The following is a 25,006-nucleotide window of genomic DNA, read 5'->3' on the forward strand; positions in this document are numbered from 1 at the left end:
GCTCAGGGAGTCCTCTCCAGGACCAGCAGCGAGCGGTCCGGCACGCAGACCGTGCCACCCGCCTCGACCACTGTCGTCTTCTCCGGATCCGGTTCCGCGGTGCTGATCACCAGCTCCCACCTGGGGCCGAACTCCTCGCCGGGCAGCGTGAAGTCCAGCGGCGCGTCGTGCGCGTTGAACAGCAGCAGGAAGGAGCTGTCCCGGTGGCGCTGGCCGTACTGGCCGCGCTCCGGGATGCCGTCGCCGTTGACGAACAGGGCCACCGAGCGGCCGAAGTCGTTGCCCCAGTCCTCGCCGGTCATCTCCCGGCCGTCCGGGGTGTACCAGGCCAGGTCGGGCAGGCCGGAGCCGGCGGCCCGGCCACCGACCGGCAGCCCGGTGAAGAACCGCCGGCGGCGGAACACCTGGTGCCGGTTGCGGAAGTCGGTGAGCCGCCGCACGAACGCGAGCAGCTCGTCGTCGGCCCGCTCCCAGTCCACCCAGGCCAGCTCGCTGTCCTGGCAGTAGGCGTTGTTGTTGCCGCGCTGGGTGCGGCCCAGCTCGTCGCCGTGGCCGATCATCGGCACGCCCTGGGACAGGATCAGCGTGGCCAGGAAGTTGCGCCGCTGCCGGGCCCGCAGGGCCCGCACGCCCGGGTCGTCGGTGTCGCCCTCGACGCCGCAGTTCCAGGAGCGGTTGTGGCTCTCCCCGTCCCGGTTCTCTTCGCCGTTGGCCTCGTTGTGCTTGTCGTTGTACGACACCAGGTCGGTCAGCGTGAAGCCGTCGTGGCAGGTGACGAAGTTGATGCTGTGGAACGGGCGGCGGCCGTCGTCCTGGTAGAGGTCGGCGGAGCCGGAGATGCGGGACGCGAACTCGGCGAGCGTGGCCGGCTCGCCGCGCCAGAAGTCGCGGACGGTGTCGCGGTACTTGCCGTTCCACTCGGTCCACTGCGGCGGGAAGTTGCCCACCTGGTAGCCGCCGGGGCCGATGTCCCACGGCTCGGCGATCAGCTTGACCCGGCCGACCACCGGGTCCTGCTGCACCACCTCGAAGAAGGTGGAGAGGCGGTCCACCTCGTAGAACTCGCGGGCCAGGGTGGCCGCCAGGTCGAAGCGGAAGCCGTCGACGTGCATCTCGGTGACCCAGTAGCGCAGCGAATCCATGATCAGTTGCAGCGAGTGCGGGCTGCGCACGTTGAGGCTGTTGCCGGTGCCGGTGTAGTCGACGAAGTAGCGCCGGTCGGATTCCGACAGCCGGTAGTAGCTCGGGGTGTCGATGCCCTTGAAGCTCAGCGACGGCCCGAGGTGGTTGCCCTCGGCGGTGTGGTTGTAGACCACGTCGAGGATGACCTCGATGCCGGCGGCGTGCAGCGCCCTGACCATGCCGCGGAACTCCTGGACCTGCTGGCCGAGCCGGCCCAGCGCCGAGTAGCCGTGGTGCGGGGCGAAGAAGCCGATCGTGTTGTAGCCCCAGTAGTTGCGCAGCCCCAGGTCGACCAGGCGGTGGTCGTGCACGAACTCGTGCACCGGCATCAGCTCGACCGCGGTCACCCCGAGCCGCTGGAAGTGCTCGATCATCACCGGCGACGCGATCCCCGCGTACGTGCCGCGCAGCTCCTCCGGGATGTCCGGGTGCCGCATGGTCAACCCGCGCACGTGCGCCTCGTAGATCACCGAGTGGTGGTACGGCGTACGCGGCGGCTTGTCGTTGCCCCAGTCGAAGTACGGGTTCACCACCACCGACTTCGGCATCCGCGGCGCCGAGTCGGTGGTGTTCATCCGGTCCGGGTCGCCGCCCACCTCGTAGTCGTAGATCGACGGGTCCCACGCGACCTCGCCGTCGACCGCCTTCGCGTACGGGTCGAGCAGCAGCTTGTGCGGGTTGCACCGCACCCCGTCGGCCGGGTCCCACGGCCCGTGCACCCGGAAGCCGTAGCGCTGGCCGGGCTCGACGCCGGGGATGTAGGCGTGCCAGACGTACGCGTCGACCTCGCGCAGCTCGACCCGGCGCTCGGTGCCGATGTCCCACTCGTCGAAGAGGCAGAGCTCGACCTTCTCCGCCACCTCGGAGAAGATCGCGAAATTGGTGCCCATCCCGTCGTAGGTGGCGCCGAGGGGGTAGCTGTCGCCCGGCCAGACCTGCATGTCGCTCCTTCGGGCCCATGATCGTCAGCGCACCGGACGGGCGGCCGGTGCGCACGCCGTTGATGCCCCGGCGTTCCCGCCACCAATCCACCCGTTCGGACGGTAACCCGAAAGCACAGGTGTCGTCCGTCACGATCGTCCTTTTCGAGATGCGCCGTCGCGTCCCGGAGCCGGCGCATCCTGATGCTGTCGTGGGAGTACCCGCCGGTGCTCGTCGGTGGCCTCGGCCGCCACGTGCACGCGCTCTCCGTCGCGCTGGCCGCCGCCGGGCACGAGGTCACCGTCGTCACCCGGCACGCCGAGGGCACGCCGCTGGAGGAGTACGCCGACGGCGCCGGCCGCACCCTCCCGGCCCTCCCCTCCGGCAACCTCCTCACCGCCGCCGACCTGCGGTGAAGGAGGGGGCCCCCGGTTAACGCCTCCGGTAGAGCAGGGGCCCCCTCCTGACAACCGGCGCTCCGGCGCACGCGAAAGGCCGCCGACCCTACCCGGGTCGGCGGCCTTTCTCGCGTGCGCCGTGTTGAGAGGGGGCCCCGCCTATACCTCAGGCGTTGACAGGGAGCCCCTCCTTACACCTCAGCGGTCGGTGGCGGGGACGTAGTCGCGCTCGGGAGCGCCGGTGTAGATCTGCCGCGGGCGACCGATCTTGGTCTCCGGGTCGTTGATCATCTCGCGCCACTGCGCGATCCAGCCGGGGAGCCGGCCCAGCGCGAACAGCACCGTGAACATCTTGGTCGGGAAGCCCATGGCCTTGTAGATCAGGCCGGTGTAGAAGTCCACGTTCGGGTAGAGCCGCCGGGAGACGAAGAAGTCGTCGGCGAGCGCGATCTCCTCGAGCTGCATCGCGAGGTCCAGCAGCGGGTCCGGCTTGGCCATCCGGCCGAGCACGTCCTGGGCGGCCTTCTTGACGATCGCGGCGCGCGGGTCGTAGTTCTTGTAGACCCGGTGGCCGAAGCCCATCAGCTTCACGCCGTCCTGCTTGTCCTTCACCTTCCGCACGAAGGTGCGGACGTCGCCGCCGTCGGCCTGGATCTTCTGGAGCATCTCCAGCACGGCCTGGTTGGCGCCGCCGTGCAGCGGGCCGAACAGCGCGTTCACGCCGGCCGAGACCGAGGCGAAGAGGTTGGCGTTGCTGGAGCCGACCAGTCGCACGGTCGAGGTGGAGCAGTTCTGCTCGTGGTCGGCGTGCAGGAGGAACAGCATGTCCAGCACCCGGGCGACCACCGGGTCGACCTCGTACTGCTCGGCCGGCACGCCGAACGTCATCCGCAGGAAGTTCTCGACGTAGCCGAGCGAGTTGTCCGGGTAGAGCAGCGGTTGGCCGATCGACTTCTTGTAGGCGTACGAGGCGATGGTGGGGACCTTCGCCATCAGCCGCACCGTGGACATCTCCACGTGTTCGGAGTCGAACGGGTCCAGGCTGTCCTGGTAGAAGGTCGAGATGGCGCTGACGGCCGAGGAGAGCACGGCCATCGGGTGCGCCTCGCGGGGGAAGCCGTCGAAGAAGCGGCGCATCTCCTCGTGCAGCAGCGAGTGCCGCCGGATCCGCTCGCTGAACTCGGTGAGCTGCGTCTGGGTCGGCAGCTCGCCGTAGATCAGCAGGTAGGAGACCTCCAGGAAGGAGGACTTCTCGGCCAGCTGGTCGATCGGGTAGCCGCGGTACCGCAGGATGCCCGCGTCACCGTCGATGTAGGTGATCGCGGACGAGCAGGACGCGGTGTTGACGAAACCGGGGTCGTAGGTGGTCATCCCGGTTTCCTTGAGCAGCTTACTCACCCCGATCCCGGCGGGGCCCTCGACCGCGGACTGCACCGGCATCGACAGCTGCCCACCGGGGTGGTCGAGCTTGACTTCCGTCATCTGTTCCTCGCTTCGCCGGCAAGATCTTCGTTGAATTGCCTTCGCTTCTACCGTAATCACGGTGTGGTGGACAATGCTCGGCATGGTTTGGGGGTGAGGTGTGCGTCACCTCATTCCCGACTTGCTGGGTCGGAAACCGCCGGGAGCGCGGATCAGGACAGGTTGAGCCGCCGCAGCGCCCCGCCGGCTCCGATCCGGTAGAGGTCGAGGCGGTTGGCCCCGGCGGCGAAGAGCCGGTCGTCGGGGAGGAACGCGGCGAACCGCCGCCCGCCGGCGTCCGGCGGCACCACCGGCACCACCGCGCCGACCGTGCCGTTGACCGCGACCGCGAGCCGGGCGCCGTCCGGCACCGTGCCGGGCACGGTCCCCCAGACCAGCGCCGGCAGCCCGCGCCCGGGGTCGACCGCGTCGAACGCGGCCCGGTTCGCCACCGAGGCGGAACCGCCGGTCGGCACGGCGCCGACCCGGGTGCCCACCAGCGGGTCGGCGGTGGGCAGCGGCACCGGCGTGGGCGACCCGCCGGTGATCGTCACCGGCTGCCCGGGCCGGTCGTAGAAGCGCTTGTCGGCCCGCCCGCGCGGGGCGGCCTTGGCCGAGACGCCGTCCATCCGCCACGGCACCCGCACGTGGGTCTCGTCGGCGATCGTGGGCAGCAGGTCGACGTGCTCCCAGTTGCGGTCGTCCACCCGGCCGGCGCGCTGGCCGGGCTCCTTGACGAACATCGGCACCCAGGCCACCTGGTTCGCGGCGTGGTCGATGGCGCCCATCCCCCGCCCCTGCCAGTCCTGGCGGAAGCTCACCCCGTGGTCCGCGGTGACCAGCACCAGCGCCTGGTCGTAGAGGCCGGTGGCGCGCAGCGTGCGCAGCGTCTCGCCGATCAGCCGGTCGGTGTAGCCGAGTTGGGCCAGGTGTCGGGCGCGGGCCAGGTCCACCCAGCCGGCGCCGTCGTTGGGCAGGTCCTCCGGCGCGTCGTAGTGCGCCCCGGAGGGCAGGTACGCCCACGGCGAGTGCGGCATCAGCAGGTGCAGGAAGTGCAGCGTGGGCCGGGTGGCGGGGCGCAGCCCGGCGAGGAACGAGGTGAACCGGGCCGGCTGGTTGTCGTCGAGGGTGTCCCAGCGGAACTTGGGGTCGTCGGGAACCGGCTCGGCGGCGTCCAGCCCGGCCTCGGCCGCGGTCTGTTCCCGGTAGGAGTCCTCCGGGTCGACCCGGCTGTCCACCGGCGCGGTGAGCTGGCGCAGCAGCTTGCCGCTCTCCCGGGTCAGCACCCCGAGCCCTTGCGGCCGGTTGGCCGGCTGCTCGCAGCGGCTGGGTGGGCAGAGCCGGGTGATGCTCTCCTCGGCCTTGATCCGGTAGAGGCCGCCGAGCGCGGTGAACAGGTTGTCCGGGTACTGCGAGTAGTGCGGCGCCACGGCCCGCTCCGGGTAGCGGCCGATGAGCATGGCCGGCAACGCGTAGGGCGTCCAGCCGCTGACCCCGGTGGCGTTGCGGTACCAGGTCGACCCGGCGGCCAGCGCGGCGAAGTTCGGATAGCGGGTGGCGTCGACCCGCCCGTCCGGACCGAGCAGGGACACCAGCGGCAGCTCGTCCAGCACGATCATGACCACCGGCGGATGCGCGCCCGCCCCGGCCACGCCGGCCGCGCCGCCGTCGCCCCGGGGCAGCACCACCGCCGAGGCCGGCGACGCGAACAGGAACAGCCCGACGAAGAACACCGGGCCGATCGCGGCCACCCGCAGCACCCGGCGCAGCGCCCGCCACCGCCGGTGCGCGGCCGCCGCGGCGGTGCCCGCCCCGCCGGCCACCAGCAGCAGCGGTACGCCCCGGAGCGGCGTGAGGTGCCGGCCGACTTGGATCGCCAGCGCGGCGAGCAGCAGCCCCACCAGCACGGTGTGCACCACGGTCCGGGTGACCCGACCGCCGAGCAGGGCCAGCGCGCCGAGCGCGGCGAACGGCAGCGTCGGCGCCAGCGCGATCAGGGCGACCAGGAGCAGCACGTCGCCCCGGGAGGCCCGGTGGAACAGGAAGAAGTCGGGGCTGCGGCCGAGCACGTCCAACAGCGGCTGGGTGATCACCAGGCCGACCAGCGCCACCACCTCCGCCAGCCGCGCCGCCTCGGCCCGCCAGCGGCCCGGGCGTCGGGGCCGGTCGGTCTCGGTCGGGCGCTCGCGGGGCGGCGCGAGGGTGCCCTCAGCCACCCACCACCACCTGGTAGAGGGTGCGGGTGCCGGACGGCAGCTCGGTGCGGGCCACCACCCGGCCGCGCCGGGCCAGCAGCGCCTCGAACGTGTCCCGCCGGTAGTCGGGGAAGAGGCCGTCGGGCTTGTTTGCCAGCAACCGGCGGGCCATCGGGTCGTCCGGGTGGACGAACTCCACCACCAGGCTGCCGCCGGCCTCGGTGAGCGCGGCGAGCTGGTCGAGCAGATCGGGCAGTGGCACGTTCCGGCCGATCGCCAGGTGGTGCGCGACGGCCAGGGCGAGCACCACGTCGGCGCGCGCCCGGTCGGTGAACGCGGCCCGCTCGACGCCCCGCCAGCCGCCGCCGGGCGACGGGTCGGCCAGGTCCATGACCAGTGGCAGGATCCGCCGCTCCCGCTCGTCGCGCAGCGCGCGGTAGAGCGTGTCGACCACGGCCGGGTCCTGCTCGACGGCGACCACGTGGGCGGCGTGCCGGGCCGCGATGCGCGCGTACCGGCCGTCGTTGGCGCCCAGGTCCAGCGCCGAGCCGGGACCGACGGCGGCCACCGCCCGGTCGACGAAGGCCTCCTTGGCCTGCCGGTCCGGCACCGAGTAGGCGCAGGTGCGCTGGTAGTCCGACCAGTGGCTGTCGCCGGGCCGGTGGTCGAGGCGGCGGACCAGCCGGGTCAGTCCGCGCACGGTGGCCAGGGCCAGCTCGCGGGAGAACCCGGCGGCGCGCAGCTGGGCGCGGACGTCGCGGGTGCTGGCGCCGGAGTTGCGGGCCTGCATGGCGCCGTGCAGGTGCACGTGGGTGGGCACGCCGGCGCGCCAGCGGCGGGTCCCGGCGAACAGCCGCCGCATCTGGTCCGGCTCGACGCCGTCGACGCGGGCCCGCAGGAACGGCTGGAAGTCCAGCCCGAGGTGGGCCTGGATCAGCAGCGGGTAGAGCAACGTCTGGCAGAACTGCCGGTAGCCGGCCCACGGTTCGCCCTCGCGGAGCGCCTCGAACGAGCCGACGTCGATGAACACCGGGCGGGCGCCGTGCCACTGCACGTTGTAGGCCGAACCGTCCTTGGTGGTGAAGCCGGCCTCCAGCGCGGCGCGCAGCACGTCCAGGTGCAGCAGCGCCGCGTCGCGCAGCATCGCGTACGACCACTCGTAGGGGTGCGAGACGAACGGGATGCGGTCGTGCCGCAGCACCGCGGCCCAGGACGCGTCGACCGGGGTCGGCGTCAGCTCCTCCGTGCCGACCAGCTGGCCGGCGGCGGTGAGGTCGCGGAAGAAGTCCGTGGCGGACAGCGCCCGCCAGTCGCGGGCGGAGCGCTCGTCGAGCCCGCGCAGCACCTCCCCGCCCCGGTGGAAGACCCGGTTGCCGGGGTCGCGGAAGGAGCCGGGTTCGACGCGGACGCCGGTGTCGGGGACCGTCACGCCGTCAGCCCTGGTCGGTGGGCTGGCGACGGAACCGGGTGACCAGTCGGCGCCAGTAGAGCTTGGCGGCCACGGCCACTCCGGCCACCCCGCCGACCACCGCCTGCACGATGAGACTGCCGGATCCCGCGTCCAGGTAGGCCAGGTGCGTCACGGCTGCTTCCCTTCCTTCGCCGGTCATCGGTGCGCGGCCCGGTATGCGAGCTTTATTACTCAAAGCCGGACTCGTCCCCTACCGTACGCTGTCGACCGGACACCGCGCGGGCACACCGGGACACTCCCGTCCGTCCGATCCGTTCAAGACGGGCCGGGCCGGGCGCGCCTACCGTGGCCGGCATGACACCGCAGTTCGATCTCGTCGGGACGGTCATCACCGACATGGCCCGGACCCTCGACTTCTACCGCCGTCTGGGGCTGCCGATCCCGGTCGGCGCCGAGGCGGAACCGCACGTGGAGGTCACCCTGCCGGGCGGGGTACGGCTGGCCTGGGACACCGTCGAGACCATCCGCGGCTTCCGTCCCGACTTCGACCCGAGCGGCGGCAACTCACGGATGAGCCTCGCCTTCCGCTGCGCCGACCCGGCCGAGGTGGACCGCTGGTACGCCGAGCTGACCGCCGCCGGCCACCACGGGGAGCTGCCCCCGTGGGACGCCGTCTGGGGCCAGCGGTACGCGGTCGTGCACGACCCGGACGGCAACGGCGTGGACCTGTTCGCACCGCTGCCGGCCGGGTGATCCGGGGCGGCGGGGCCGCGCCCGTCGCCCGGTCAGTCGACGGTCCGGGTGAGCAGCCGAGTCGGCGGCGCCCCGGTCAGCTCGCGCACGTCGCGGGTGAGGTGGGCCTGGTCGGCGTACCCGGCCCGCACCGCGACCTCGGCGAGCGGCGCGCCGCCCCGGGCCAGGTCGAGCGCGCGGCCCATGCGCAGGATGCGGGCGAGCGTCTTCGGCCCGTACCCGAAGAGGAGCCGGCTGCGCCGGTGCAGGGCCCGCGCGCCGAGGCCGACCTCGGCGGCGGTCGCGGCCACCGTCGCCCCGGCGGCCAGCCGGGCGGCCACCCGCGCGCCGAGCGGGTCGGGCCCACCGGCGGCCCGCAGCCGCGCCCGGGCCACCTCCTCCAGGATCGTGGCGCCCGCCGCCGACCATCCCGGCCCGGCCGTCGCCGCCTCGACCCGCTCGGCCAGTTCGCCGGCGACGCGGCCCCACAGCTCGGCGAGCGGGACGCGGCGGTCCCGCAACTCCTCGGCGGGCACCCCGAACACCGCCGGGCCGACGCCCGGGGACAGGCGCAGCCCGATCCACCGCTCCCCCGGCGCCGACCGCGACAGGTGCGCGGTGCGGTCCGGCCCGGCGACCAGCAGCCCGGCCCGGCTGGACCAGAGCAGGTCCAGGCAGCCGTCCGGCAGCACCCGCACCGACCCGTCGCCGGACGAGACGCTCGTCCACCGCACCGCCGACCGGATCCCCACCGCCGCCCGTTCCCGGTACATCCACCCACCCTGCCACCCACCGTCGATCATCAGGTCGGCGGCCGGGGCGGCGGCGTGTCGCGACCGCCAACCTCATGATCGACGGGGTCGGGGTCAGCGGCGGTGGTGCATGGCCAGGCGGAGCAGCAGGAAGCGCAGCGCGGTGGCGGCGAGGTTGGCCGCCACCAGCACGGCCAGCTCCACCGCACGCGGCGGGGCGGTGACCGCGTGCAGAGCCGCCAACGAGCCGCTGGTCACGGCCAGACCGAGGGCGAACGCGAGCAGCCCCTGCGCGTGGTGCCGCCCGGCATTCCGGCGGCCGGTGACGCCGAACGTCAGCCGCCGGTTCGCCGCCGTGTTGGCCACCGCGGTCAGCAGCAGCGCCAGCAGGTTCGCCGGTTGCGCGCCGAGCGGGCCGCGGGCCACCACGAAGATCAGCAGGTACGCGAGCGTGCTGGCCGCCCCCACCGCGGCGAAGCGGACGAACTGGCCGGGCAGTCCGACCGGCACCTGCGCCGGTGGCACCGGCAGCGGCCCCCGGCCGAGCTGGGCGCGCAGTCGCGCCAACGGCAGCGCGCCGGTGACCAGTGCCCGCCCCAGCCGCCCGATGCCGCGCAGGTCGGCCAGGGCGGTGGCGACGACGTCGACCCGGCTGTCCGGGTCGTCCACCCAGTCCACCGGCACCTCGTGGATCCGCAGCCCGGCCCGCTGGGCCAGGACCAGCAGCTCGGTGTCGAAGAACCAGCCGGTGTCCTGGACCAGCGGCAGCAGCTCGGCCGCCACGTCGGCGCGGATCGCCTTGAACCCGCACTGCGCGTCCGAGAAGCGCACCGCGAGCGTGCCGCGCAGCAGCAGGTTGTAGCCCCGGGAGATCACCTCCCGCCTGGCGCCCCGGACCACCCGGCTGGTGCGCGCCAGCCGGGTGCCGATGGCCAGGTCGGAGTGGCCGGACAGCAGCGGCGCGACAAGCGGCGGCAGGGCCGCCAGGTCGGTGGAGAGGTCCACGTCCAGGTACGCGAGCACCGGCGCCGGCGAGGCGGACCAGGCGGCCCGCAGCGCCCGTCCGCGCCCCTTCTCCGCCAGGTGCAGCACCCCCACCTCGGGCAGTTCGGCGGCGAGCGTCTCGGCCACCGCCCGGGTGCCGTCGGAGCTGGCGTTGTCGGCCACCGTGATCCGGAACGGGTACGGGAACTGCGCGGTCAGGTACGCGTGCAGCCGCCGCACGCAGGGGCCGAGGTCGACCTCCTCGTTGTGCACCGGGACCACCACGTCCAGCACGGCGCCGTCGGCGGTGGGCCGGGCGTGCACGGCGGCCCGGGGCTCCGGCATGAGGATCATCGCTCAGCCCTGCGTTCCGCTGCTCAGGTCGTACACGGTCACCCCGTCGACGGTGGTCGCGGTGAAGTTCTCGGTGACCCAGGCGCTGATCTCGGCCGAGGCGCTGCTGCCCCCCTCGGCCCGGAACCCGCCGCCGCCGAGGAACCAGTGGATCCGGCCGTCCGCCACGTACCGCTGGAACTCCGCCAGCGTCGGCGACGGGTCGCTGCCGTTGAAGCCGCCGACCGGCATCACCGGCTCGCCGGTGGCCAACTGGTAGCCGGAGGCGTTGTTCGAGCCGATCGTGGCCGCGACCCAGGTGTAGTCGGCGGCGTCGGCCGTGAGCAGCGCGGTCATCTCGGCGCTCGGCTCGCGGGCGTCGAGCAGCCCGCCCATGCCGCCGCCCCGCTGCCCGCGCCCGTCGCCGGGGAAGCCCGGGAACGCGCCGTTGCGGCCGGCGTTCGTGCCGCCCGGAACCGGTCCGGCGCCGCCGCCCGGAAAGCCCGGGAACCCGCCGCCGGGGAACTCCGCGCCGCCCGGCATCCGCCCGTCCGGGAAGCCGCCCCGGCCGCCCGGGCCGAAACCGCCCGCGACGTACGGGCCGGCGCTCGGGATCGAGCCGGTGTGCGGAGTGGCCGCGGTCTGCAGCGCGTACGCCGCCGGCCCGCCCAGCCCGGCACCGAGCCCGAGCGCCAGCACCCCCGCCGACACCCACCGCGCCCACCTCCGACCCCCGGGCCAGGTGATCAAGGGGTGCGCGTCGCCGCGGGCCGCCCGACGCGACGCGAACGCCTTGGTCACCGGGGCGTCGAGGAGGGCCAGGAGCACGGCGGTGGTCAGGCCGGTGGCCAGCACGGCGGTCCGCAGCCAGGGCTGCCAGGCAGGGCTGCGACCGAGCAGGCGCCACGACCACCAGGCGGTGACCGCCAGCGCGCCGGCCAGGACGAGCGTGGCGGCGTACCCGCGCCACCGGCCGGGCGCGGTGCGAGCCCGTCGGAGCTGGGTGACCCCGATGCCGACGAGCGCGCCGACGGCCGGGGCCAGGGCGACCGTGTAATAGGCGTGGAAGATGCCGGACATGAAGCTGAAGATCAGCCCGGTGACCAGCAACCAGCCGCCCCAGAGCAGCAGGCCGGCCCGGCGCCGGTCGGTACGCGCCGACCGCCCGGCCAGCCACAGGCCGGCCACCAGCAGGATCAGCGCGGCCGGCAGCAGCCAGGAGATCTGCCCGCCGATCTCGGTGTCGAACATCCGCAGCAGGCCGGCCTGACCGGAGAACGGCCCGCCCCCGCCGCCCGGCCGGCCGCTCCCGCCGACGCTGCCCACCTCGTCGCCGGTGATCCGGCCCAGGCCGTTGTAGCCGAGGGTCAGCTCCAGGATGCTGTTGTGCTGCGAGCCGCCGACGTACGGGCGGGCGCTCGCCGGCACCAGCTCCACGATCGCCACCCACCAGCCGGCGGAGACCAGCACCGCCAGCCCGGCCAGCAGGAGCTGGCGGATCCGCCGCCCGAGGCCGGTCGGCGCGGCCAGCAGGTAGACGCCGGCGAACACCGGGACCACCAGGAACGCCTGGAGCATCTTGGTGAGGAAGCCGAAGCCGACCAGCACGCCGACCAGCGCGATCCACCGGGTGCTCGCGGTCTCGACCGCCCGCACCACGGCGTACCCGGCGGCCAGCAGCAGGAACACCAGCAGCGCGTCGGGGTTGTTGAAGCGGAACATCAGCGTGGCCACCGGGGTCAGCGCCAGGACCGCGCCGGCGAGCAGGCCGGCCGCCGGCCCGTACCAGCGGCGGACCGCCGCGTACAGCACGCCTACCGACGCGACGCCGAGCAGCGCCTGTGGCACCAGGATCGACCAGCCGCTCAGCCCGAAGAGGCGCACCGAGAGCGCCATCAGCCAGAGCGAGGCCGGCGTCTTGTCCACCGTGATCGAGTTGGCCGCGTCCGAGGACCCGTAGAAGAACGCCGTCCAGCTCTCCGACCCGGCCTGAACGGCCGCCGAGTAGAACGCGTTGCCCCAACCGGACGCGCCCAGGCCCCACAGGTAGAGCAACCCGGTGGCCGTCAGCAGACCCAGCAGGGCCGGGCGGGCCCACCGGGGGTCGCGGGCCGGCGGGTCCGCCGGGGTGGAGGTCGGCTCGGGTACGGGGGCCGCGGGCGGCACGGTCGCGGGCGGCCCGCCCGTCGGCGCGTTCAGCAGGCTCTCGGTTCTGTCCATGCCGGCAAGCCTCGGAGAGCCCACTGGCGCGTGCCCGTGAACCGCCTATGCCTCCGCTGTGGATCCCGGCAACCACACGGTGAACGCGGTGCGGCCGGCTCGGCTGGCCACCTCGACCCGGCCGTGGTGCGCCTCCACCACGGCGGCGACGATGGCCAGGCCCAGGCCGGTGCTGCCGTGCGCCCGGGAGCGGGAGCTGTCACCCCGGGCGAACCGCTCGAACACCTCCGGTTGCAGGTCCTCCGGGATGCCCGGCCCGTCGTCGGTGACGCTGAGCCCGACCCCGTCCGGCGCGGCCGCCAGCCGGGTGGTCACCGTGGTGCCGGGCGGGGTGTGCACCCGCGCGTTGGCGAGCAGGTTCGTCAGCACCTGGTGCAGCCGGTGCGCGTCGCCGGTGACGGTGAGCGGCTCGTCCGGCAGGTCGAGCTGCCAGCGGTGCTCCGGGCCGGCCACGTGCGCGTCGCTGACCGCGTTCACCGCCATGGCGGTGAGGTCGACCGGCTCGGCGGTGAGCGGGCGGCCGGAGTCCAGCCGGGCCAGCAGCAGCAGGTCGTCGACGAGGCTGGTCATCCGGGTGCTCTCCGACTCGACCCGGCGCAGCGCGTGCGCCACGTCCGGCGGCACCTCCTGCCGGCCGCGCCGGGCCACCTCGGCGTAGCCCCGGATGGCGGCCAGCGGCGTCCGCAGCTCGTGGCTGGCGTCGGCGACGAACTGGCGTACCCGGGTCTCGCTGGCCTGCCGCGCGGCGAGCGCGGCGGCGACGTGGCCGAGCATCCGGTTGAGCGCGCCGCCGACCTGCCCGACCTCGGTGCGGGGGTCGGTGTCGGCGGCCGGGACGCGGACCGACAGGGCCACCTCGCCCCGGTCCAACGGCAGCTCGGTGACCCGGGCGGCGGTGGCGGCGACCCGGTTCAGCGGGCGCAGCGTGCCCCGCACGATCAACGCGCCGAGGCCGCCGGCGACGACCAGGCCGGCGCCGATCACCCCGGCCTGGGCCACCACCATCCACATGACCGTCTCGTCGACCTCGGACAGCGGGATGGCGAAGACGAGGATGTCGCCGTCGGGCATCTGCCGGGCCACGGCCCGGTAGTCACCGCGCCCGTCGAGCCCGACGGTGCGCGGCCCGTCGCCGGAGCGGAGCCGGGCCAGCGCGGCCACCTCGTCCACCGGCACGGTGGCCGGCTGCGCGGCCGTCTGCCGGAACGCCAGGTCCACCTTCCCGTCGATCACCCGCGCCGCCACCGATTCGGCCGGGTAGCCGGGTGGGAAACCCGGGCGGAAGTTGTCCGGCCGGCTCGCCGGCAGTTCGAAGGGTGAGGGCTGCCGCACGTGCCGGCGCGATTCGCCCCCGGTGAGCTGGTCGTCGATCCGAGTGATCAGGAAGTGGCGCAGGGCGACCGTGGTCAGGCCGCCGATGCCGACGCTGACCAGCGCCAGCAGCGCCACCACGGAGAGCACCAGGCGGCGGCGCAGCGACCAGCCGGCCAGCCGGCGTCTCAGCCGCCCGCGCGCGTCACTCGGCGGGCTTGAGGACATAACCCGCCCCGCGCAGCGTGTGGATCATGGGCGTCCGGCCGGCGTCGATCTTCTTGCGCAGGTACGAGATGTACAGCTCGACCACGTTGGCCTGGCCACCGAAGTCGTAGTTCCAGACCCGGTCCAGGATCTGCGCCTTGCTGAGCACCCGGCGGGGGTTGCGCATCAGGTAGCGCAGCAGCTCGAACTCGGTGGCGGTGAGCGTGATCAGGTCGTCGCCGCGTCGGACCTCGTGGCTGTCCTCGTCGAGGCTGAGGTCGCCGACGGTGAGGACGGCCTCCTCCCGGGCGGCCACCGCGAACCCGGAGCGGCGCAGCAGGGCGCGCAGCCGGGCGATCACCTCCTCCAGGCTGAACGGCTTGGTGACGTAGTCGTCGCCGCCGACGGTGAGCCCGGCGATCCGCTCCTCCACCGCGTCGCGGGCGGTCAGGAAGAGCACCGGCACGCTGGGCGACTGCTCGCGCAGGCGGCGCAGCACCTGGAAGCCGTCCAGGTCGGGCAGCATCACGTCGAGCACCACCGCGTCCGGCCGGAACTGCCGCGCCGCGCTGATCGCCGCCATCCCGTTGCCGGCGGTGCTCACCTGCCAGCCCTCGTAGCGCAGGGCCATCGAGAGCAGGTCGGTGAGGGTCGGCTCGTCGTCGACCACCAGCACCCGCACCGGTTCGCCGTCCGGTCGGCGCAGTTCGATCCGGCCCTGCGCGGCCTGCCCGTTCATGACCATGCTCCCCATCGTGGGCGCACCCGCTGTACCGGCGCTGTTCCGATCCTGTGTACCAGCTGTGCGGGGTCGCGGCGGCGCGTACGGGGCTTCCCCGGCAGGCTACCCGGTGGTAACTTACCGGCATGTCCATCGACGGTCGTCCCGGCGGCCGGTTGGCCGGCCGGGTGGTGCTGGTGACCGGGGCGGCCCGGGGCATCGGCGCGCACACCGCCCGGCTCGCCGCGGCCCGTGGCGCGCGACTCTCGCTGGTCGGGCTGGAACCCGACCGGCTCGCCGCGCTCGCCGCCGAACTCGGTCCCGGGCACGTCTGGTTCGCCGCCGACGTGACCGACCAGGCCGCGCTGACCGCGGCGGTCGACGGCACGGTCGCCGCGCTCGGCGGGATCGACGCGGTGGTGGCCAACGCCGGCGTCGCCAACCGGGGCACCATCGCCGTGGGTGACGTCGAGGCGCTCGCGCGCACCGTCGAGGTCAACCTGATCGGGGTGATGCGCACGGCGGCGGCCACCGTGCCGGCGCTGATCGACCGCGGCGGCTACCTGCTGATCGTCTCCTCGGCCGCGGCGTTCGCCGCGTTGCCCGGCATGGCCGCCTACTGCGCCTCCAAGGCCGGCGTCGAGCACTTCGGCACCGCCGTCCGGCTGGAGCTGGCACACCGCGGGGTGGCCGTGGGCACCGCGCATCCCTCCTGGGTGGACACCGACCTGGTCCGGGAGGCCCGGGCCGACCTGCCGGCGTTCGACACGGCGCTGGCGCGGCTGCCCTGGCCGATGCGGCGCAACACCACGGTCACCGAGTGCGCCGAGGCGTTCGTCCGGGCGATCGAGCGCCGCAGCCGCCGGGTCTACGTGCCGCGTGCCGTGGGCGCGGTGCAGGCGGTGCGGTCGCTGCTGGTCAGCCCGCTGGCCGACCGGCTGGTCCGGCGGACCGCCCGGGTCACCGTGCCGCTGATCGAGGAGCAGGCCCGGTCGCTGGGCCGCGGTTTCGGGGCGAGCACCCCGGGGTCACGGCGGTGAGCACGCCGGTGGAGGTGGTCTTCGAGCGACGCGGCGCCGGGCCGACGCTGGTGCTGCTGCACGGCATCGGTCACCACTCCGGCGCCTGGCTGCCGGTGCTCGACCGGCTCGCCGAGACCCACGACGTGATCGCCGTCGACCTGCCCGGCTTCGGACGGTCCCCGGTGCCCGCCGCCGGCCTGCCCGCCGACATGCCCGCGCTGGTGACCGGCATGGTCGAGCTGTTCGCCGCGCTCGCGCTGGACCGGCCGCACGTGGCCGGCAACAGCCTCGGCGGAGCCATCGCGCTGGAACTGGCCGCGGCCGGCGCGGTCTCCTCGGCGACCGCGCTGTCGCCGGCCGGCTTCTGCACCCCGCGCGAGCTGCGCTGGGCGCTCACCGTGCTCACCCTGCACCGCAACGCGGCCCGGTTGCCCGAGCCGGTGCTGCGTCACCTGTTCGCCGCGCCGGCGCTGCGAGCCCTGGCCATGGGCATGCTCCTGGCCCGGCCGAACCGGATGGCGCTCGACGTGGCGCTCGCCGACGCCCGCGCGTTGCGCGAGGCGCGCGCGTTCCGCGCGGTCGCCCGGGCCGGCCGGGGCTACGCGTTCGCCGGCGCGCCCACCGTCCCGGTGACCGTCGCGTGGGGCACCCGGGACCGGATCCTGCCCCACCGGCAGGCGGCGCTGGCCCGCACCCGGCTGCCCACCGCGCGGCACCTGGACCTGCCCGGCTGCGGGCACGTGCCGATGCACGACGACCCGGAGCTGGTCGCCTCGGTCATCCTCGGCACCACCGGGCTCCGACCGACCTGAGCCGGCCGCCGGTTCACTCGGTCGCGCCGAACGGGTCGGTGCGCACGAAGCGCATGGTCCAGCCGTCCGGCCCGGCCCGTACGCCACGTTCGTAGAGGTGGTCCGCCACGCCGTCGGCCGGCTGGTCGGGGTGGCGCAGGATCCAGCGGGCCGGTGGCGCGCCGTCCGGCTCGGCCGGCAGATCCCGGACCAGGTCGTCGGCCGGCCCGCCGACGAACCGCACGCGCACCAGCGCCACCGCTCACCCTCCGTTCCGGTGTCGACACCCCCGCTCGCGAAGCTACCCCGGCGGCCCACCCGTTCCCGGCGGTTTGCGCAGCTCGGGCCCGGGGTAGCGGAACCCGGGGGATCGGGATGAGGACGAGGAGTGGTCGATGAGGACGCTGGGCGGGCGGTACGAGCTCGAACAGCGAGCCGCGCTGGGTGGCATGTCCGAGGTCTGGCGGGCCCACGACCGCGTGCTGGACCGGACCGTCGCGATCAAGGTGATCTCACCCGGGCTCGACGGCGACGCCGGCTCGGTGGAACGGATCCGGGCCGAGGCCCGCTCGGCGGCCCGGCTGGTGCACCCGAACGTCGCGAGCGTGCACGACTTCGGCACCGCCACGCTGCCGGACGGACGCCCGGTTCCGTACATCGTGATGGAACTGGCCGAGGGTGAGACGCTCGCCGCGCACCTGCGCGCCGGTCCGCTGGACTGGCGCATCGCGGTGCGGGTCTGCGCCGAGGTGTGTGCCGCGCTGGCCGCCGCGCACGGGCACGGCATCGTGCACCGGGACGTGAAACCGGCGAACGTGATCCTCACCCCGTCGGGCGTGAAGGTGCTCGACTTCGGCATCGCCACCCCGGCCGGCGCACCCGACCAGGCGCCGGAGGGGATCGTGGTGGGCACGCCGGCCTACCTGGCCCCGGAGCAGCTCGACCGGCAACCGGCGACCCCGGCCGCCGACATGTACGCGCTCGGCGTGCTGCTCTACTACTGCCTGACCGGCCGGCTGCCCTACGAGGCCGCCAGCACCACCCAGTTGCTCGGCGTGCGCCGCCGCCTGCCGCCCCGGCCGTTGCCGGAGGTTCCCGGGCTGCCGGCCGAGGTGGCGGAGCTGTGCGAGCGCTGCCTCGACTCCGATCCGGCCGCGCGCCCGACCAGCCCGATGGCCGCGCTGCTGCTCGCCGAGGCGGTGGACGCGCGGATCTACGTGCCGATGACCGTGGTGCTGCCCCGCCAGCGGATCCCTGAGGTGTCGCCGTGGACCGGCCGGGCCGCCGCCGAGGCGACCGAGGCGATGGCCGTGGACGCCGCCACGAGCGGCCGGATCCGCTGACCGCACTCCCGGCCCGGCCGCGGTTTCGCCGGTCGGGGGCCGGGAACACCGGCCGGTGAGTGACGGGAGGCACGCGATGCCGGATCCGAGTTCCTGGCTGGCCGAGTCGGCCACGGCGACCGCGGCGGGTGGCCACGTACGCACCGACGACGGCGGTTTCTCCTCCGCCCTGGCGTCCCCGCTGGCGCCGCACTGCACCGGTCTGACGCCGGAACAGCTCCTGGCCGCCGCGTTCGCCTCGTGCCTGCACCACGCCGCCGTCGAGGCGGCCGGGGAGATCACCGACGAGGCGCACACCGTGCAGGTGACCGCGGAGGCGAAGCTGGGCCGCGACGACGACGGCCGCTACCGGGCCGACGTGCACGCCGAGATCTCCTCGGCCGGGCTCACCCGAGAGCAACTGTCCGATCTGGTCGCGTACGCCGACCGGCTCTGGCCGTTCTCCAGCAGCGACCCGAGCCGTCACCGGCTCACGGTCACCCCGGCCGAGAGCGGCCGGCACTGAGCGGTCGTCTCACCAACGGAAGCCCGCGGTCACCGCGCGGTGGTCGGTGTCCGGGGTGTGTACGACGCCGGCCGTGGTCGGGGTGAGCCCTCGGTAGAGGACGTGGTCCGGCCGGGTCAGCGGGACCTCCGCCGGCCAGGTGAAGCCGAAGCCCTGCCCGGCCTCGGCCTGGGCGTCGCCGAGCAGCCGGGTCAGCGGGGCGAAGGCCCGGTCGGTGGTGGCCGTGTTCAGGTCGCCGAGCACCACCAGCCGCTCGGCCGGATCGGCGCGGACCGTGCGGGCCAGCGCCCCGACCGTCTCGTCCCGGGTGGCGGTGTGCCCGGCCCGGGCGGAGCCCAGGTGCACGACGTACACCGTCAGGTCGCCCGGCGGGGCGGCCACCACGGCGCGCAGGGCCCGGTCCCAGCCCAGCCCGGTGTCCACGCCGTGGGCCTCACGGATCGGCCAGCGGCTCCACAGCGCGACGGTGGAGACGGCCGTGCGGTGCGGGTAGCGACCGGACAGGGCGGGCGCCATCCGCTCGTCGTCGTCGACCTCCTGGAGCCCGATCAGGTCGGGGGACCCGCCGGCCAGCGCGTCGACGGTGGCGGCCGGGTCGGGATTGCCGGCGCGCAGGTTCTGGCTGGCCACCCGCACCGAGGTGCCGTCGGCGCCGGCGGCCGGGGGCAGCCACGCGCGGCCGTAGAGCCCGGCCCAGACCAGCGCCGGCAGCAGGGTGGCGAGCAGCGCCCGGCGGGAGCGGCGCAGCAGCGCCGCCAGCCCGAGCAGGGGTACGCCGAGACCGAGCAGCGGGGTGGCGCTGTCGACCAGGCTGCCCAGGCCCTGCACGTTGGGCACCGCCCGGTGCCCGACGAGGAGCACGGTGAGCAGCACGGCGCAGGCGACGACGACCATCCCCCGCCGGCCCCGCCGCCCGGCGGGCTCGCCGGCGGCCCGCTCGTCGACCATCTGCCCCGTCACCGTCCGGATCGTATCGAGCGGCCGGGCGTTCCGTGCGACCGATTCGGGTACCCGGGCCGGCCGGTGGCATCGGTGGGCCGGTGTGCGGTGGCGGACCAGGTGAACGGCGGGCCCTCGGCCGAACGGACGAGGCTGCGGACGTCGGTGTCGCGCCCCACCGGGAGCACCTTTCCTACCGACAGAACCGACATCAAAGGCTTTTCGGAGACGAGAGGTTGGCGCCGTTTGCGATCCACCGACGGTAATGCGGGGGCGGATTCCGGCAAAGTGTGGCGCATCCCACCAAGTAGCCCGATGGCAAGCGGCGGGAGGATCTCTAGCCTCGGCGGGTGCACCCCGACCACTCCGATCCCCAGCCACCGTCCGCAGAGCGCCCGGTTCGCCGAACGATCGACCCGACATCGGCCGAACGGAGAGTGGGACGGCACCGCGCCCCGGAACCGCCCCGTCGCGGCCCGGGACGCTCCGTCCCCGGCCGGATCGCGGTCGCCACCGGAGTGACCTGCTGCCTCGGTCTGGTCGGCGTGGTCGGCGTCGGCGAGGCCGCGCCGCCGAACCTAAAGGTCCGCGAGGCCCTGGCCGACCGGGCCGTCACCGAGCAGCGGGCCTCCCGCGACTTCACCCGCGCCGCGCCGCCGGTCGCCGCGCCGGCGCCGCCCGCCCCGGCGGTGACGCCGAGCCCCGCGCCGACCCGGAGGAAGGCGCCGAGGAAGGCCGTCCGTCCCGCGCACCCCCGTCCCGTCGCCGGCCTCGACCAACGGCAGATGGACAACGCCAAGGCAGTCGTCGACGTCGGGAGGGACATGAAACTCCCCCGCCGGGCACTGGTGGTGGCGGTGGCCACCGCCATGCAGGAGAGCGACCTCCACAACCTGGCCAGCGACGTGCTGCCCGAGTCGTTCGACTACCCGCACCAGGGCAGCGGCTCCGACCACGACTCGGTCGGGCTGTTCCAGCAGCGCCCGAGCAGCGGCTGGGGCACGGTCGCCCAGCTCATGGGGCCGGCGTACGCGGCCCGCGCGTTCTTCACCGCGCTGGCCGAGGTGCCCGGCTGGGAGGACATGAGCGTCACCGGCGCGGCCCAGGCGGTGCAGGTGTCCGCCTACCCCGACGCCTACGCCAAGCACGAGGACCGGGCCGCCGCCGTGGTGGCGGCGCTCACCTGACTGTGCGCCCGCACGTGTCGAGCGGGGGCCCCGCCGCTACCCGAGGCGTTGACAAGGGGCCCTTCCTCACCGGACGCCGGAGAGGATGTCCTCGACGCGGGCCTCGTGGCGGCGGCGGGCCAGCAACGCGGCCTCGAACTCGCGACGTGCCCGCACCGCCTCCGCGTACGCCTCCTCCCGCACCCGGCGGGCCTCGTCCCGGGCGGCCTCCAGCTCGGCGCGGGCACGGGCCAGCAGGGCGGCGGCCTGCCGATCGGCGGCGGACGGATCGGCGGCGGACGCGTCCTCGGCCGGCGCGGCACGGCGCCGGAGGAAATCACCGAGGTGCCGGGCGTCCAACCGGATCTGGTCCCACTCCCGGCCGGTGCCCGTCGCGCCCTCCACGCGCGCCGCCAGCCGGCCCAGTTGGAGATCCAGCTCGTCCAGGCAGGAATCCACCTGGCGCCGGTCGTAACCGGACTCCACCACCGAGAACCTCATCGTCGCCCCCCAGGCAGCCGCCTACGTCCCCCACCGACGATCCTGCGGGGCGGACGAGGCCGGGGACGGCCGTTCGCGCAAAATGTTCAGTATCCGCCAGGCCCGAACCTCCGGGCCGTCAGGCGTGCTTCGGGAGCACGACCACCCGGCCGAAGAACTCGTCGATGCGACGCACCACGTCGTTGAAGTCGTCCAGGTCGATCGGCTTGGTCACGTACGCGTTGGCCTGGAGCGTGTAGCTGCTGACCACGTCGGTGTCCGCGTTGGAGGTGGTCAGCACGACGATCGGGATGGTCCGCAGGTTCTCGTCCTGCTTGACCTCGCCGAGCACCTGCCGCCCGTCCATCCGGGGCATGTTCAGGTCGAGCAGGATGACGTCCGGCCGCTGCGCCTCGGTGTGCCGGCCCTCGCGGCGCAGGAACTCCATCGCCTCCTCGCCGTCGGCGACCACGTCGATGACCTTCTCGACGTCCGACTCCTCGAGCGCCTCCTCGATCATCAGGACGTCACCCGGGTCGTCGTCCACCACCAGGATGCGAACGGGGTTGGGGCTGGGCTGACCCATGGGACTACCTGCTTCGTCTCGAGGAGGGCACCGGCCCCACGGCCGGCCGCTGGCGGGAAAATCTATCCGATCAGGAGCTGGCCGACGCCGTCGGGTCGACCGCGTCACGGCGGTGTGCGAGCACCTCGGCCAGGCCGGTCACCTGGAGCACCCGGGCCACCCGGCCGGTCGCCCCGGTCAGCCGCAACCAGCCGCCGTCGACGGCGACGAGGTTGTCCCCCCGGACGAAGGCGGCGATGCCGGTCGAGTCGCAGAACGTCAGCTCGGTGAGGTCCAGCAGCAGCTCACGGCGGCCCTCGGCGACCAGCCGGTCGATCGCCGTGTTCAGCTCGCCGGCCGTGCCCAGGTCGAGTTCACCGACTAGCCGCAGACCGGCGCCGGCCTCGCCCCGCTGGGCGTACGTGACGGTGAACGTCACCGTGGCCCCTCTCGCTCCCACCACAGGCGAACCCTTGCAGTGCAGCAAGTATAGGGGGCATCGGAGCGTTCGCGAGTCAGCGGCCCACGGCCGCCGCCGACAGTCCCCCGACCACGGCACGCCCCCGGTCGAGGAAGCCGGACGCACGGGGGAAGTCACGCAGCTGGTGTCCGTAGTGGTCAAGCGTCAGGGCGACCGCGCCGGCCGGCACGCCCCGGCTGACCAGGATCTCCACCAGCCACTCCACGAACTCGGCGAACAGCGTCCGATCGTCGACGTACAGCGCGGCGGCCAGGAAGTCGACGATGTAGCCCAGATCCGCGACCGTGGAGTCGAGCTGCGCCGGGTGTAGTCGGCCACCGCCGGCACCCGCTCACGCAGGTCGGCCAGCGCGCTGTCGATCAGCTCCGCGCGGCGCTTGACCAGGCTGGCGTACTCGTCGTCGGCCAGGTGGTCCAGCCGCGCCGCCGGCGCCGCGCGCAGCGCCCGGTCGTCGGCGACCAGGTCGGCCGCGCCCGGCGCGTCCGGCGCCCACGACACGCCGAGCACCCGGGCCCAGCGGCCGTCCGCGCCGAAGCCACGCCCGCCCACCACCACCGGCACGTCCGAGCGGCGGCACGCCTCGATCATCCGGTGGGCGTGCGGCAACCGCATCGGCAGCGCGCAGGCCAACGCCACCGCGTCGGCGTCGTAACGGTGCAGGTAGGACACCAGGTGCGCGGCGGGGACGCTGGCGCCGAGGAAGACGACCTGCCAGCCGCGCAGCCGCAGCACCTCGGCGACCAGCCGGGCCGGCAGCGCGTGCCACTCACCGTCCATGCAGGCCATCACGATCCGGCCGCGGGTCGGGCGGGGATCGGCGTACCCGGCCACCGCGGCCACCACCCGCTCGCTGATGTGGGTGGCGGCGTGCTCCTGGGCCACGCTCCACTCGTTGCGCGCCCACCGCTCCCCCACCTCGGCCTGGGCCGGCGCGACCAGGTCGAGCAGCACCCGCTCGGCCGGCGCGCCCGCCTCCAGCAGCCCTCGGGCCACCGCCACGGCGGCCTGCTCGTCGGCTTCGGCCAGGCACGCCAGGTAGCCGGGAAAGGCAAGGGCCGGGTCGGCCCCGGTGGTGGTCGCGCTCACGCGGGCAGCTCCGTCGATCGGTCGGCTCTCCTCGGCTCCGGCACCGCGTGCAGGTGACGGGACGCCCGACCGGCCGGGCCGGTGGCCCGCAGCGCGAGCACCGCGATGTCGTCGTGGTCGCCGTGGGCGAGCCAGTCACAGGTCACCTGCTCGACCCGCTCGGCCAACGCCGGCGCGGGCATCCGGTGGCAGCCGGTCACCGCGTTGAGCAGCCGGTCGGCGCCGAACTGCTCGTCGCCGCGCCATCCGCCGCGCGCCTCGGTCACCCCGTCGCTGTAGAGCAGGCAGGTCTCCCCGGGCGCCAGGTGCACGGTGGTCTCGCCGATCCGCGGATCCGGCACCACGCCGATCAGCATACCGCGCAACGGCACCACCTCGACCTCGCCGGACTCGCGCAGCACCAGCGGCGGCAGGTGGCCGCCGCCGGCCAGGGCCAGGGTCAGCCCGCCGTCGCGGTGCGGGCGGGTCACCCCGAGCACCATGGTGGCGAAGCGGCCCTGCCCGTGAGCCTGGGTGGTCTCCAGCAGCGCGTCGTTGAGCAGCTTCAGCAGCCGTCCCGGCTGTGCCTCGACCCGGTGCAGGGCGTGCAGGCACTGGCGGAGCTGGCCGGTGAAGACCGCCGCCTCCACGCCCTTGCCGGACACGTCGCCCAGGAAGAAGACCGAACCACCGTCGGCGAGCCGGTGCGAACCGTAGAAGTCGCCGCCGATGCGCAGCCCGGCCTGCGCCGGCCGGTAGGCGGTGCCCCACTGCACGCCCGGGGCCGCCGCCGGCTCGACCGGCAGCAGGCTGGCCTGCAGGGTGTCGGCGACCTCGGCCTGGTCGCGGTAGAGCATCGCGGTGGTCAGCGCCGCCCCGGCCCGGGCCGCGAACGCGCGGACCAGGTCGACGTCGGCCTCGTCGTACCAGCGGCCGGCGCGGCGGGCCACCAGCAGCACCCCGGCCGGGGCCTCCCGGCCGGGCAGCGGCACCACCCGGGCGGTCGCGCCGGGCACGTCGAGGCCGGGCAACCAGCCCGCCTCGGCGGCCTGCTCGACCAGCCAGTCGAGCGCGTGCGGCTCGGTGCCGGCGAGACCGGTCTCGATCGCCGCGGGCAGCGCCGTGGCCGGCAGCACGCCGTTGTCCACGGCGGGGGCCTCGTCATCCGCGCGCACCGCCCGCCACCAGCGGGCCCGGCCGGATCGGGGCGCCAGCACCAGCACGGCCACGTCGGCGACCGTGGGCACGGCGAGCCGGGCCACGGCGGCCGCGGCACGGTCGGGGTGCAGCGGATTACCGAGCTTGTCGCCGACCACGGCGAGGAAGAGCGAGCGGGCCCGCTCGGCGAGCAGCGCGTCGGCCCGGCTGACGCTCTCGGTGACGTCCTCGACGTACCAGCAACGCCGGGCCGAGGAGAGCGGCACCGGACGCAGGCGCAGTCGCCGCCCGTGGTGGGTGAACTCGGCCGGACCGTCGCCGCGCAGCGGCGCCACCCCGGCGGCGGCGAGCACCTCGCCGGGCACCACCTCGGGCACGAGCCGCTCCGCGACCGGACTCAACTGCCGCACCACGCCGTCGGCGTCGCAGACGATGAGCCCTTCGCGGAAGTGCTCCACCACCTCGGACCAGTCCGGGACGGCGGCGAGGTCGTGGTCGGGGGCCAGCGGCGGGAGCGCGGACGTCGTCGCGGTAGCGGCGGACCACATCCGAGCCCGTGCGGCCCTCGGCGTGGAGATCCGTCCGTCGCCCGGGTCGGAACCCCTGACGTCGGCAGCAGTCACCAGCTGAGCCCCACTCTCCTCGTCGACATCCGCGGGGCGC

24 protein-coding genes and 1 pseudogene are annotated in these 25,006 nt (G+C 74.6%); 7 read left to right on the forward strand and 18 right to left on the reverse strand.

The annotated features are described in order from the left end of the window. Window positions 1-2: 2 nt before the first annotated feature. Entirely contained in the window at window positions 3-2,123 is a 2,121-nt protein-coding gene (glgX, locus tag ACGFI2_RS26160) for a glycogen debranching protein GlgX (RefSeq protein ID WP_393521679.1), read from the reverse strand. Between the two features lie 183 nt (window positions 2,124-2,306). On the opposite strand from glgX, the pseudogene ACGFI2_RS26165 reads away from it, so the two are divergent. Beyond that, window positions 2,307-2,510, forward strand: a pseudogene (locus tag ACGFI2_RS26165) (glycogen/starch synthase); the annotation flags it as partial. 189 nt (window positions 2,511-2,699) lie between these two features. On the opposite strand, the gene ACGFI2_RS26170 reads toward ACGFI2_RS26165, so the two are convergent. The 4 genes from ACGFI2_RS26170 to ACGFI2_RS26185 all read right to left on the reverse strand — a co-directional run bounded on the left by ACGFI2_RS26170 (window position 2,700) and on the right by ACGFI2_RS26185 (window position 7,740). After that, window positions 2,700-3,983, reverse strand: coding sequence for a citrate synthase (locus ACGFI2_RS26170; RefSeq protein WP_393521681.1), 1,284 nt, complete (start codon window positions 3,981-3,983; stop codon window positions 2,700-2,702). Between the two features lie 152 nt (window positions 3,984-4,135). Beyond that, entirely contained in the window at window positions 4,136-6,178 is a 2,043-nt protein-coding gene (locus ACGFI2_RS26175; protein ID WP_393521683.1) for a sulfatase-like hydrolase/transferase, read from the reverse strand. After that, window positions 6,171-7,586 (reverse strand): methyltransferase domain-containing protein, encoded by a 1,416-nt coding sequence (locus ACGFI2_RS26180; RefSeq protein WP_393521685.1) that lies wholly within the window; start codon window positions 7,584-7,586, stop codon window positions 6,171-6,173. Before ACGFI2_RS26180 ends, ACGFI2_RS26175 begins: the two co-directional genes overlap by 8 nt. A 4-nt stretch (window positions 7,587-7,590) precedes the next feature. Beyond that, the gene (locus ACGFI2_RS26185; RefSeq protein ID WP_343441732.1) at window positions 7,591-7,740 is read right to left on the reverse strand and encodes a hypothetical protein; all 150 of its coding nucleotides are present in this window, start codon (window positions 7,738-7,740) and stop codon (window positions 7,591-7,593) included. Between the two features lie 182 nt (window positions 7,741-7,922). On the opposite strand from ACGFI2_RS26185, the gene ACGFI2_RS26190 reads away from it, so the two are divergent. After that, entirely contained in the window at window positions 7,923-8,321 is a 399-nt protein-coding gene (locus ACGFI2_RS26190; protein ID WP_393521688.1) for a VOC family protein, read from the forward strand. Between the two features lie 32 nt (window positions 8,322-8,353). Here the strand turns inward: ACGFI2_RS26190 and ACGFI2_RS26195 are convergent, their stop codons facing one another. The 5 genes from ACGFI2_RS26195 to ACGFI2_RS26215 all read right to left on the reverse strand — a co-directional run bounded on the left by ACGFI2_RS26195 (window position 8,354) and on the right by ACGFI2_RS26215 (window position 14,846). After that, on the reverse strand, window positions 8,354-9,073 hold the full coding sequence (locus ACGFI2_RS26195) for a helix-turn-helix domain-containing protein (RefSeq protein WP_393521690.1): 720 nt from the start codon (window positions 9,071-9,073) through the stop codon (window positions 8,354-8,356). Between the two features lie 93 nt (window positions 9,074-9,166). After that, window positions 9,167-10,390, reverse strand: coding sequence for a glycosyltransferase (locus ACGFI2_RS26200; protein WP_393521692.1), 1,224 nt, complete (start codon window positions 10,388-10,390; stop codon window positions 9,167-9,169). Between the two features lie 3 nt (window positions 10,391-10,393). Beyond that, window positions 10,394-12,589, reverse strand: a complete 2,196-nt coding sequence (locus ACGFI2_RS26205; RefSeq protein ID WP_393521694.1) for a glycosyltransferase family 39 protein — start codon at window positions 12,587-12,589, stop codon at window positions 10,394-10,396. A gap of 45 nt (window positions 12,590-12,634) precedes the next feature. Further along, window positions 12,635-14,128, reverse strand: a complete 1,494-nt coding sequence (locus ACGFI2_RS26210) for an ATP-binding protein (protein ID WP_393521696.1) — start codon at window positions 14,126-14,128, stop codon at window positions 12,635-12,637. Then, the gene (locus tag ACGFI2_RS26215; protein WP_393521757.1) at window positions 14,106-14,846 is read right to left on the reverse strand and encodes a response regulator transcription factor; all 741 of its coding nucleotides are present in this window, start codon (window positions 14,844-14,846) and stop codon (window positions 14,106-14,108) included. The genes ACGFI2_RS26210 and ACGFI2_RS26215 overlap by 23 nt, the downstream gene beginning before the upstream one ends. Window positions 14,847-14,974: 128 nt before the next feature. Here ACGFI2_RS26215 and ACGFI2_RS26220 point away from each other — a divergent pair, with 128 nt between their 5' ends. Then, the gene (locus ACGFI2_RS26220; protein WP_393521698.1) at window positions 14,975-15,868 is read left to right on the forward strand and encodes an SDR family oxidoreductase; all 894 of its coding nucleotides are present in this window, start codon (window positions 14,975-14,977) and stop codon (window positions 15,866-15,868) included. Then, window positions 15,865-16,662, forward strand: coding sequence for an alpha/beta fold hydrolase (locus ACGFI2_RS26225; RefSeq protein ID WP_393521700.1), 798 nt, complete (start codon window positions 15,865-15,867; stop codon window positions 16,660-16,662). Before ACGFI2_RS26220 ends, ACGFI2_RS26225 begins: the two co-directional genes overlap by 4 nt. Before the next feature lie 13 nt (window positions 16,663-16,675). Here the strand turns inward: ACGFI2_RS26225 and ACGFI2_RS26230 are convergent, their stop codons facing one another. Then, window positions 16,676-16,900 carry a hypothetical protein gene (locus ACGFI2_RS26230; RefSeq protein ID WP_393521702.1) on the reverse strand — a complete coding sequence of 75 codons (225 nt, stop codon included), beginning with the start codon at window positions 16,898-16,900 and terminating at the stop codon, window positions 16,676-16,678. 136 nt (window positions 16,901-17,036) lie between these two features. Between ACGFI2_RS26230 and ACGFI2_RS26235 the strand changes: the two genes are divergently transcribed. Both ACGFI2_RS26235 and ACGFI2_RS26240 read left to right on the forward strand, forming a co-directional pair. Continuing rightward, window positions 17,037-17,984 (forward strand): serine/threonine-protein kinase, encoded by a 948-nt coding sequence (locus tag ACGFI2_RS26235; protein ID WP_393521704.1) that lies wholly within the window; start codon window positions 17,037-17,039, stop codon window positions 17,982-17,984. Between the two features lie 76 nt (window positions 17,985-18,060). After that, entirely contained in the window at window positions 18,061-18,489 is a 429-nt protein-coding gene (locus tag ACGFI2_RS26240; protein WP_393521706.1) for an OsmC family protein, read from the forward strand. Window positions 18,490-18,498: 9 nt separating this feature from the next. On the opposite strand, the gene ACGFI2_RS26245 is transcribed toward ACGFI2_RS26240, so the two are convergent. Beyond that, window positions 18,499-19,449: an endonuclease/exonuclease/phosphatase family protein gene (locus tag ACGFI2_RS26245; RefSeq protein ID WP_393521708.1), complete on the reverse strand. Its 951-nt coding sequence runs from the start codon at window positions 19,447-19,449 to the stop codon at window positions 18,499-18,501. Between the two features lie 329 nt (window positions 19,450-19,778). Here ACGFI2_RS26245 and ACGFI2_RS26250 point away from each other — a divergent pair, with 329 nt between their 5' ends. Next, window positions 19,779-20,615 carry a hypothetical protein gene (locus ACGFI2_RS26250; RefSeq protein ID WP_393521710.1) on the forward strand — a complete coding sequence of 279 codons (837 nt, stop codon included), beginning with the start codon at window positions 19,779-19,781 and terminating at the stop codon, window positions 20,613-20,615. A gap of 66 nt (window positions 20,616-20,681) precedes the next feature. Here the strand turns inward: ACGFI2_RS26250 and ACGFI2_RS26255 are convergent, their stop codons facing one another. From ACGFI2_RS26255 to ACGFI2_RS26280, 6 genes are all read right to left on the reverse strand, one after another. Next, complete coding sequence (locus ACGFI2_RS26255; RefSeq protein ID WP_393521712.1) at window positions 20,682-21,095, reverse strand: ATPase; 414 nt, start codon at window positions 21,093-21,095, stop codon at window positions 20,682-20,684. A gap of 118 nt (window positions 21,096-21,213) precedes the next feature. Next, the gene (locus ACGFI2_RS26260; RefSeq protein ID WP_393521714.1) at window positions 21,214-21,660 is read right to left on the reverse strand and encodes a response regulator; all 447 of its coding nucleotides are present in this window, start codon (window positions 21,658-21,660) and stop codon (window positions 21,214-21,216) included. 70 nt (window positions 21,661-21,730) lie between these two features. Further along, window positions 21,731-22,078 (reverse strand): STAS domain-containing protein, encoded by a 348-nt coding sequence (locus ACGFI2_RS26265; protein WP_393521716.1) that lies wholly within the window; start codon window positions 22,076-22,078, stop codon window positions 21,731-21,733. Between the two features lie 76 nt (window positions 22,079-22,154). Then, entirely contained in the window at window positions 22,155-22,313 is a 159-nt protein-coding gene (locus ACGFI2_RS26270; RefSeq protein ID WP_393521718.1) for a hypothetical protein, read from the reverse strand. After that, window positions 22,265-23,206, reverse strand: a complete 942-nt coding sequence (locus ACGFI2_RS26275; protein WP_393521720.1) for a B12-binding domain-containing protein — start codon at window positions 23,204-23,206, stop codon at window positions 22,265-22,267. Before ACGFI2_RS26275 ends, ACGFI2_RS26270 begins: the two co-directional genes overlap by 49 nt. Then, entirely contained in the window at window positions 23,203-24,966 is a 1,764-nt protein-coding gene (locus ACGFI2_RS26280) for a SpoIIE family protein phosphatase (protein ID WP_393521722.1), read from the reverse strand. Before ACGFI2_RS26280 ends, ACGFI2_RS26275 begins: the two co-directional genes overlap by 4 nt. Between the last annotated feature and the right edge of the window lie 40 nt (window positions 24,967-25,006).

Origin of the sequence: Micromonospora sp. NPDC049282 (genome assembly GCF_043197045.1) — a bacterium.
In the GTDB taxonomy this organism is placed as follows: domain Bacteria; phylum Actinomycetota; class Actinomycetes; order Mycobacteriales; family Micromonosporaceae; genus Micromonospora.

Coding starts and splice junctions, on each gene's coding strand:
- glgX (WP_393521679.1), bottom strand. CDS start 2,123: ATGCAGGTCTGGCCGGGCGACAGCTACCCCCTCGGCGCCACCTACGAC.
- ACGFI2_RS26170 (WP_393521681.1), bottom strand. CDS start 3,983: ATGACGGAAGTCAAGCTCGACCACCCCGGTGGGCAGCTGTCGATGCCG.
- ACGFI2_RS26190 (WP_393521688.1), top strand. CDS start 7,923: ATGACACCGCAGTTCGATCTCGTCGGGACGGTCATCACCGACATGGCC.
- ACGFI2_RS26195 (WP_393521690.1), bottom strand. CDS start 9,073: ATGTACCGGGAACGGGCGGCGGTGGGGATCCGGTCGGCGGTGCGGTGG.
- ACGFI2_RS26200 (WP_393521692.1), bottom strand. CDS start 10,390: ATGATCCTCATGCCGGAGCCCCGGGCCGCCGTGCACGCCCGGCCCACC.
- ACGFI2_RS26205 (WP_393521694.1), bottom strand. CDS start 12,589: ATGGACAGAACCGAGAGCCTGCTGAACGCGCCGACGGGCGGGCCGCCC.
- ACGFI2_RS26210 (WP_393521696.1), bottom strand. CDS start 14,128: ATGTCCTCAAGCCCGCCGAGTGACGCGCGCGGGCGGCTGAGACGCCGG.
- ACGFI2_RS26215 (WP_393521757.1), bottom strand. CDS start 14,846: ATGAACGGGCAGGCCGCGCAGGGCCGGATCGAACTGCGCCGACCGGAC.
- ACGFI2_RS26220 (WP_393521698.1), top strand. CDS start 14,975: ATGTCCATCGACGGTCGTCCCGGCGGCCGGTTGGCCGGCCGGGTGGTG.
- ACGFI2_RS26235 (WP_393521704.1), top strand. CDS start 17,037: ATGAGGACGCTGGGCGGGCGGTACGAGCTCGAACAGCGAGCCGCGCTG.
- ACGFI2_RS26240 (WP_393521706.1), top strand. CDS start 18,061: ATGCCGGATCCGAGTTCCTGGCTGGCCGAGTCGGCCACGGCGACCGCG.
- ACGFI2_RS26255 (WP_393521712.1), bottom strand. CDS start 21,095: ATGAGGTTCTCGGTGGTGGAGTCCGGTTACGACCGGCGCCAGGTGGAT.
- ACGFI2_RS26260 (WP_393521714.1), bottom strand. CDS start 21,660: ATGGGTCAGCCCAGCCCCAACCCCGTTCGCATCCTGGTGGTGGACGAC.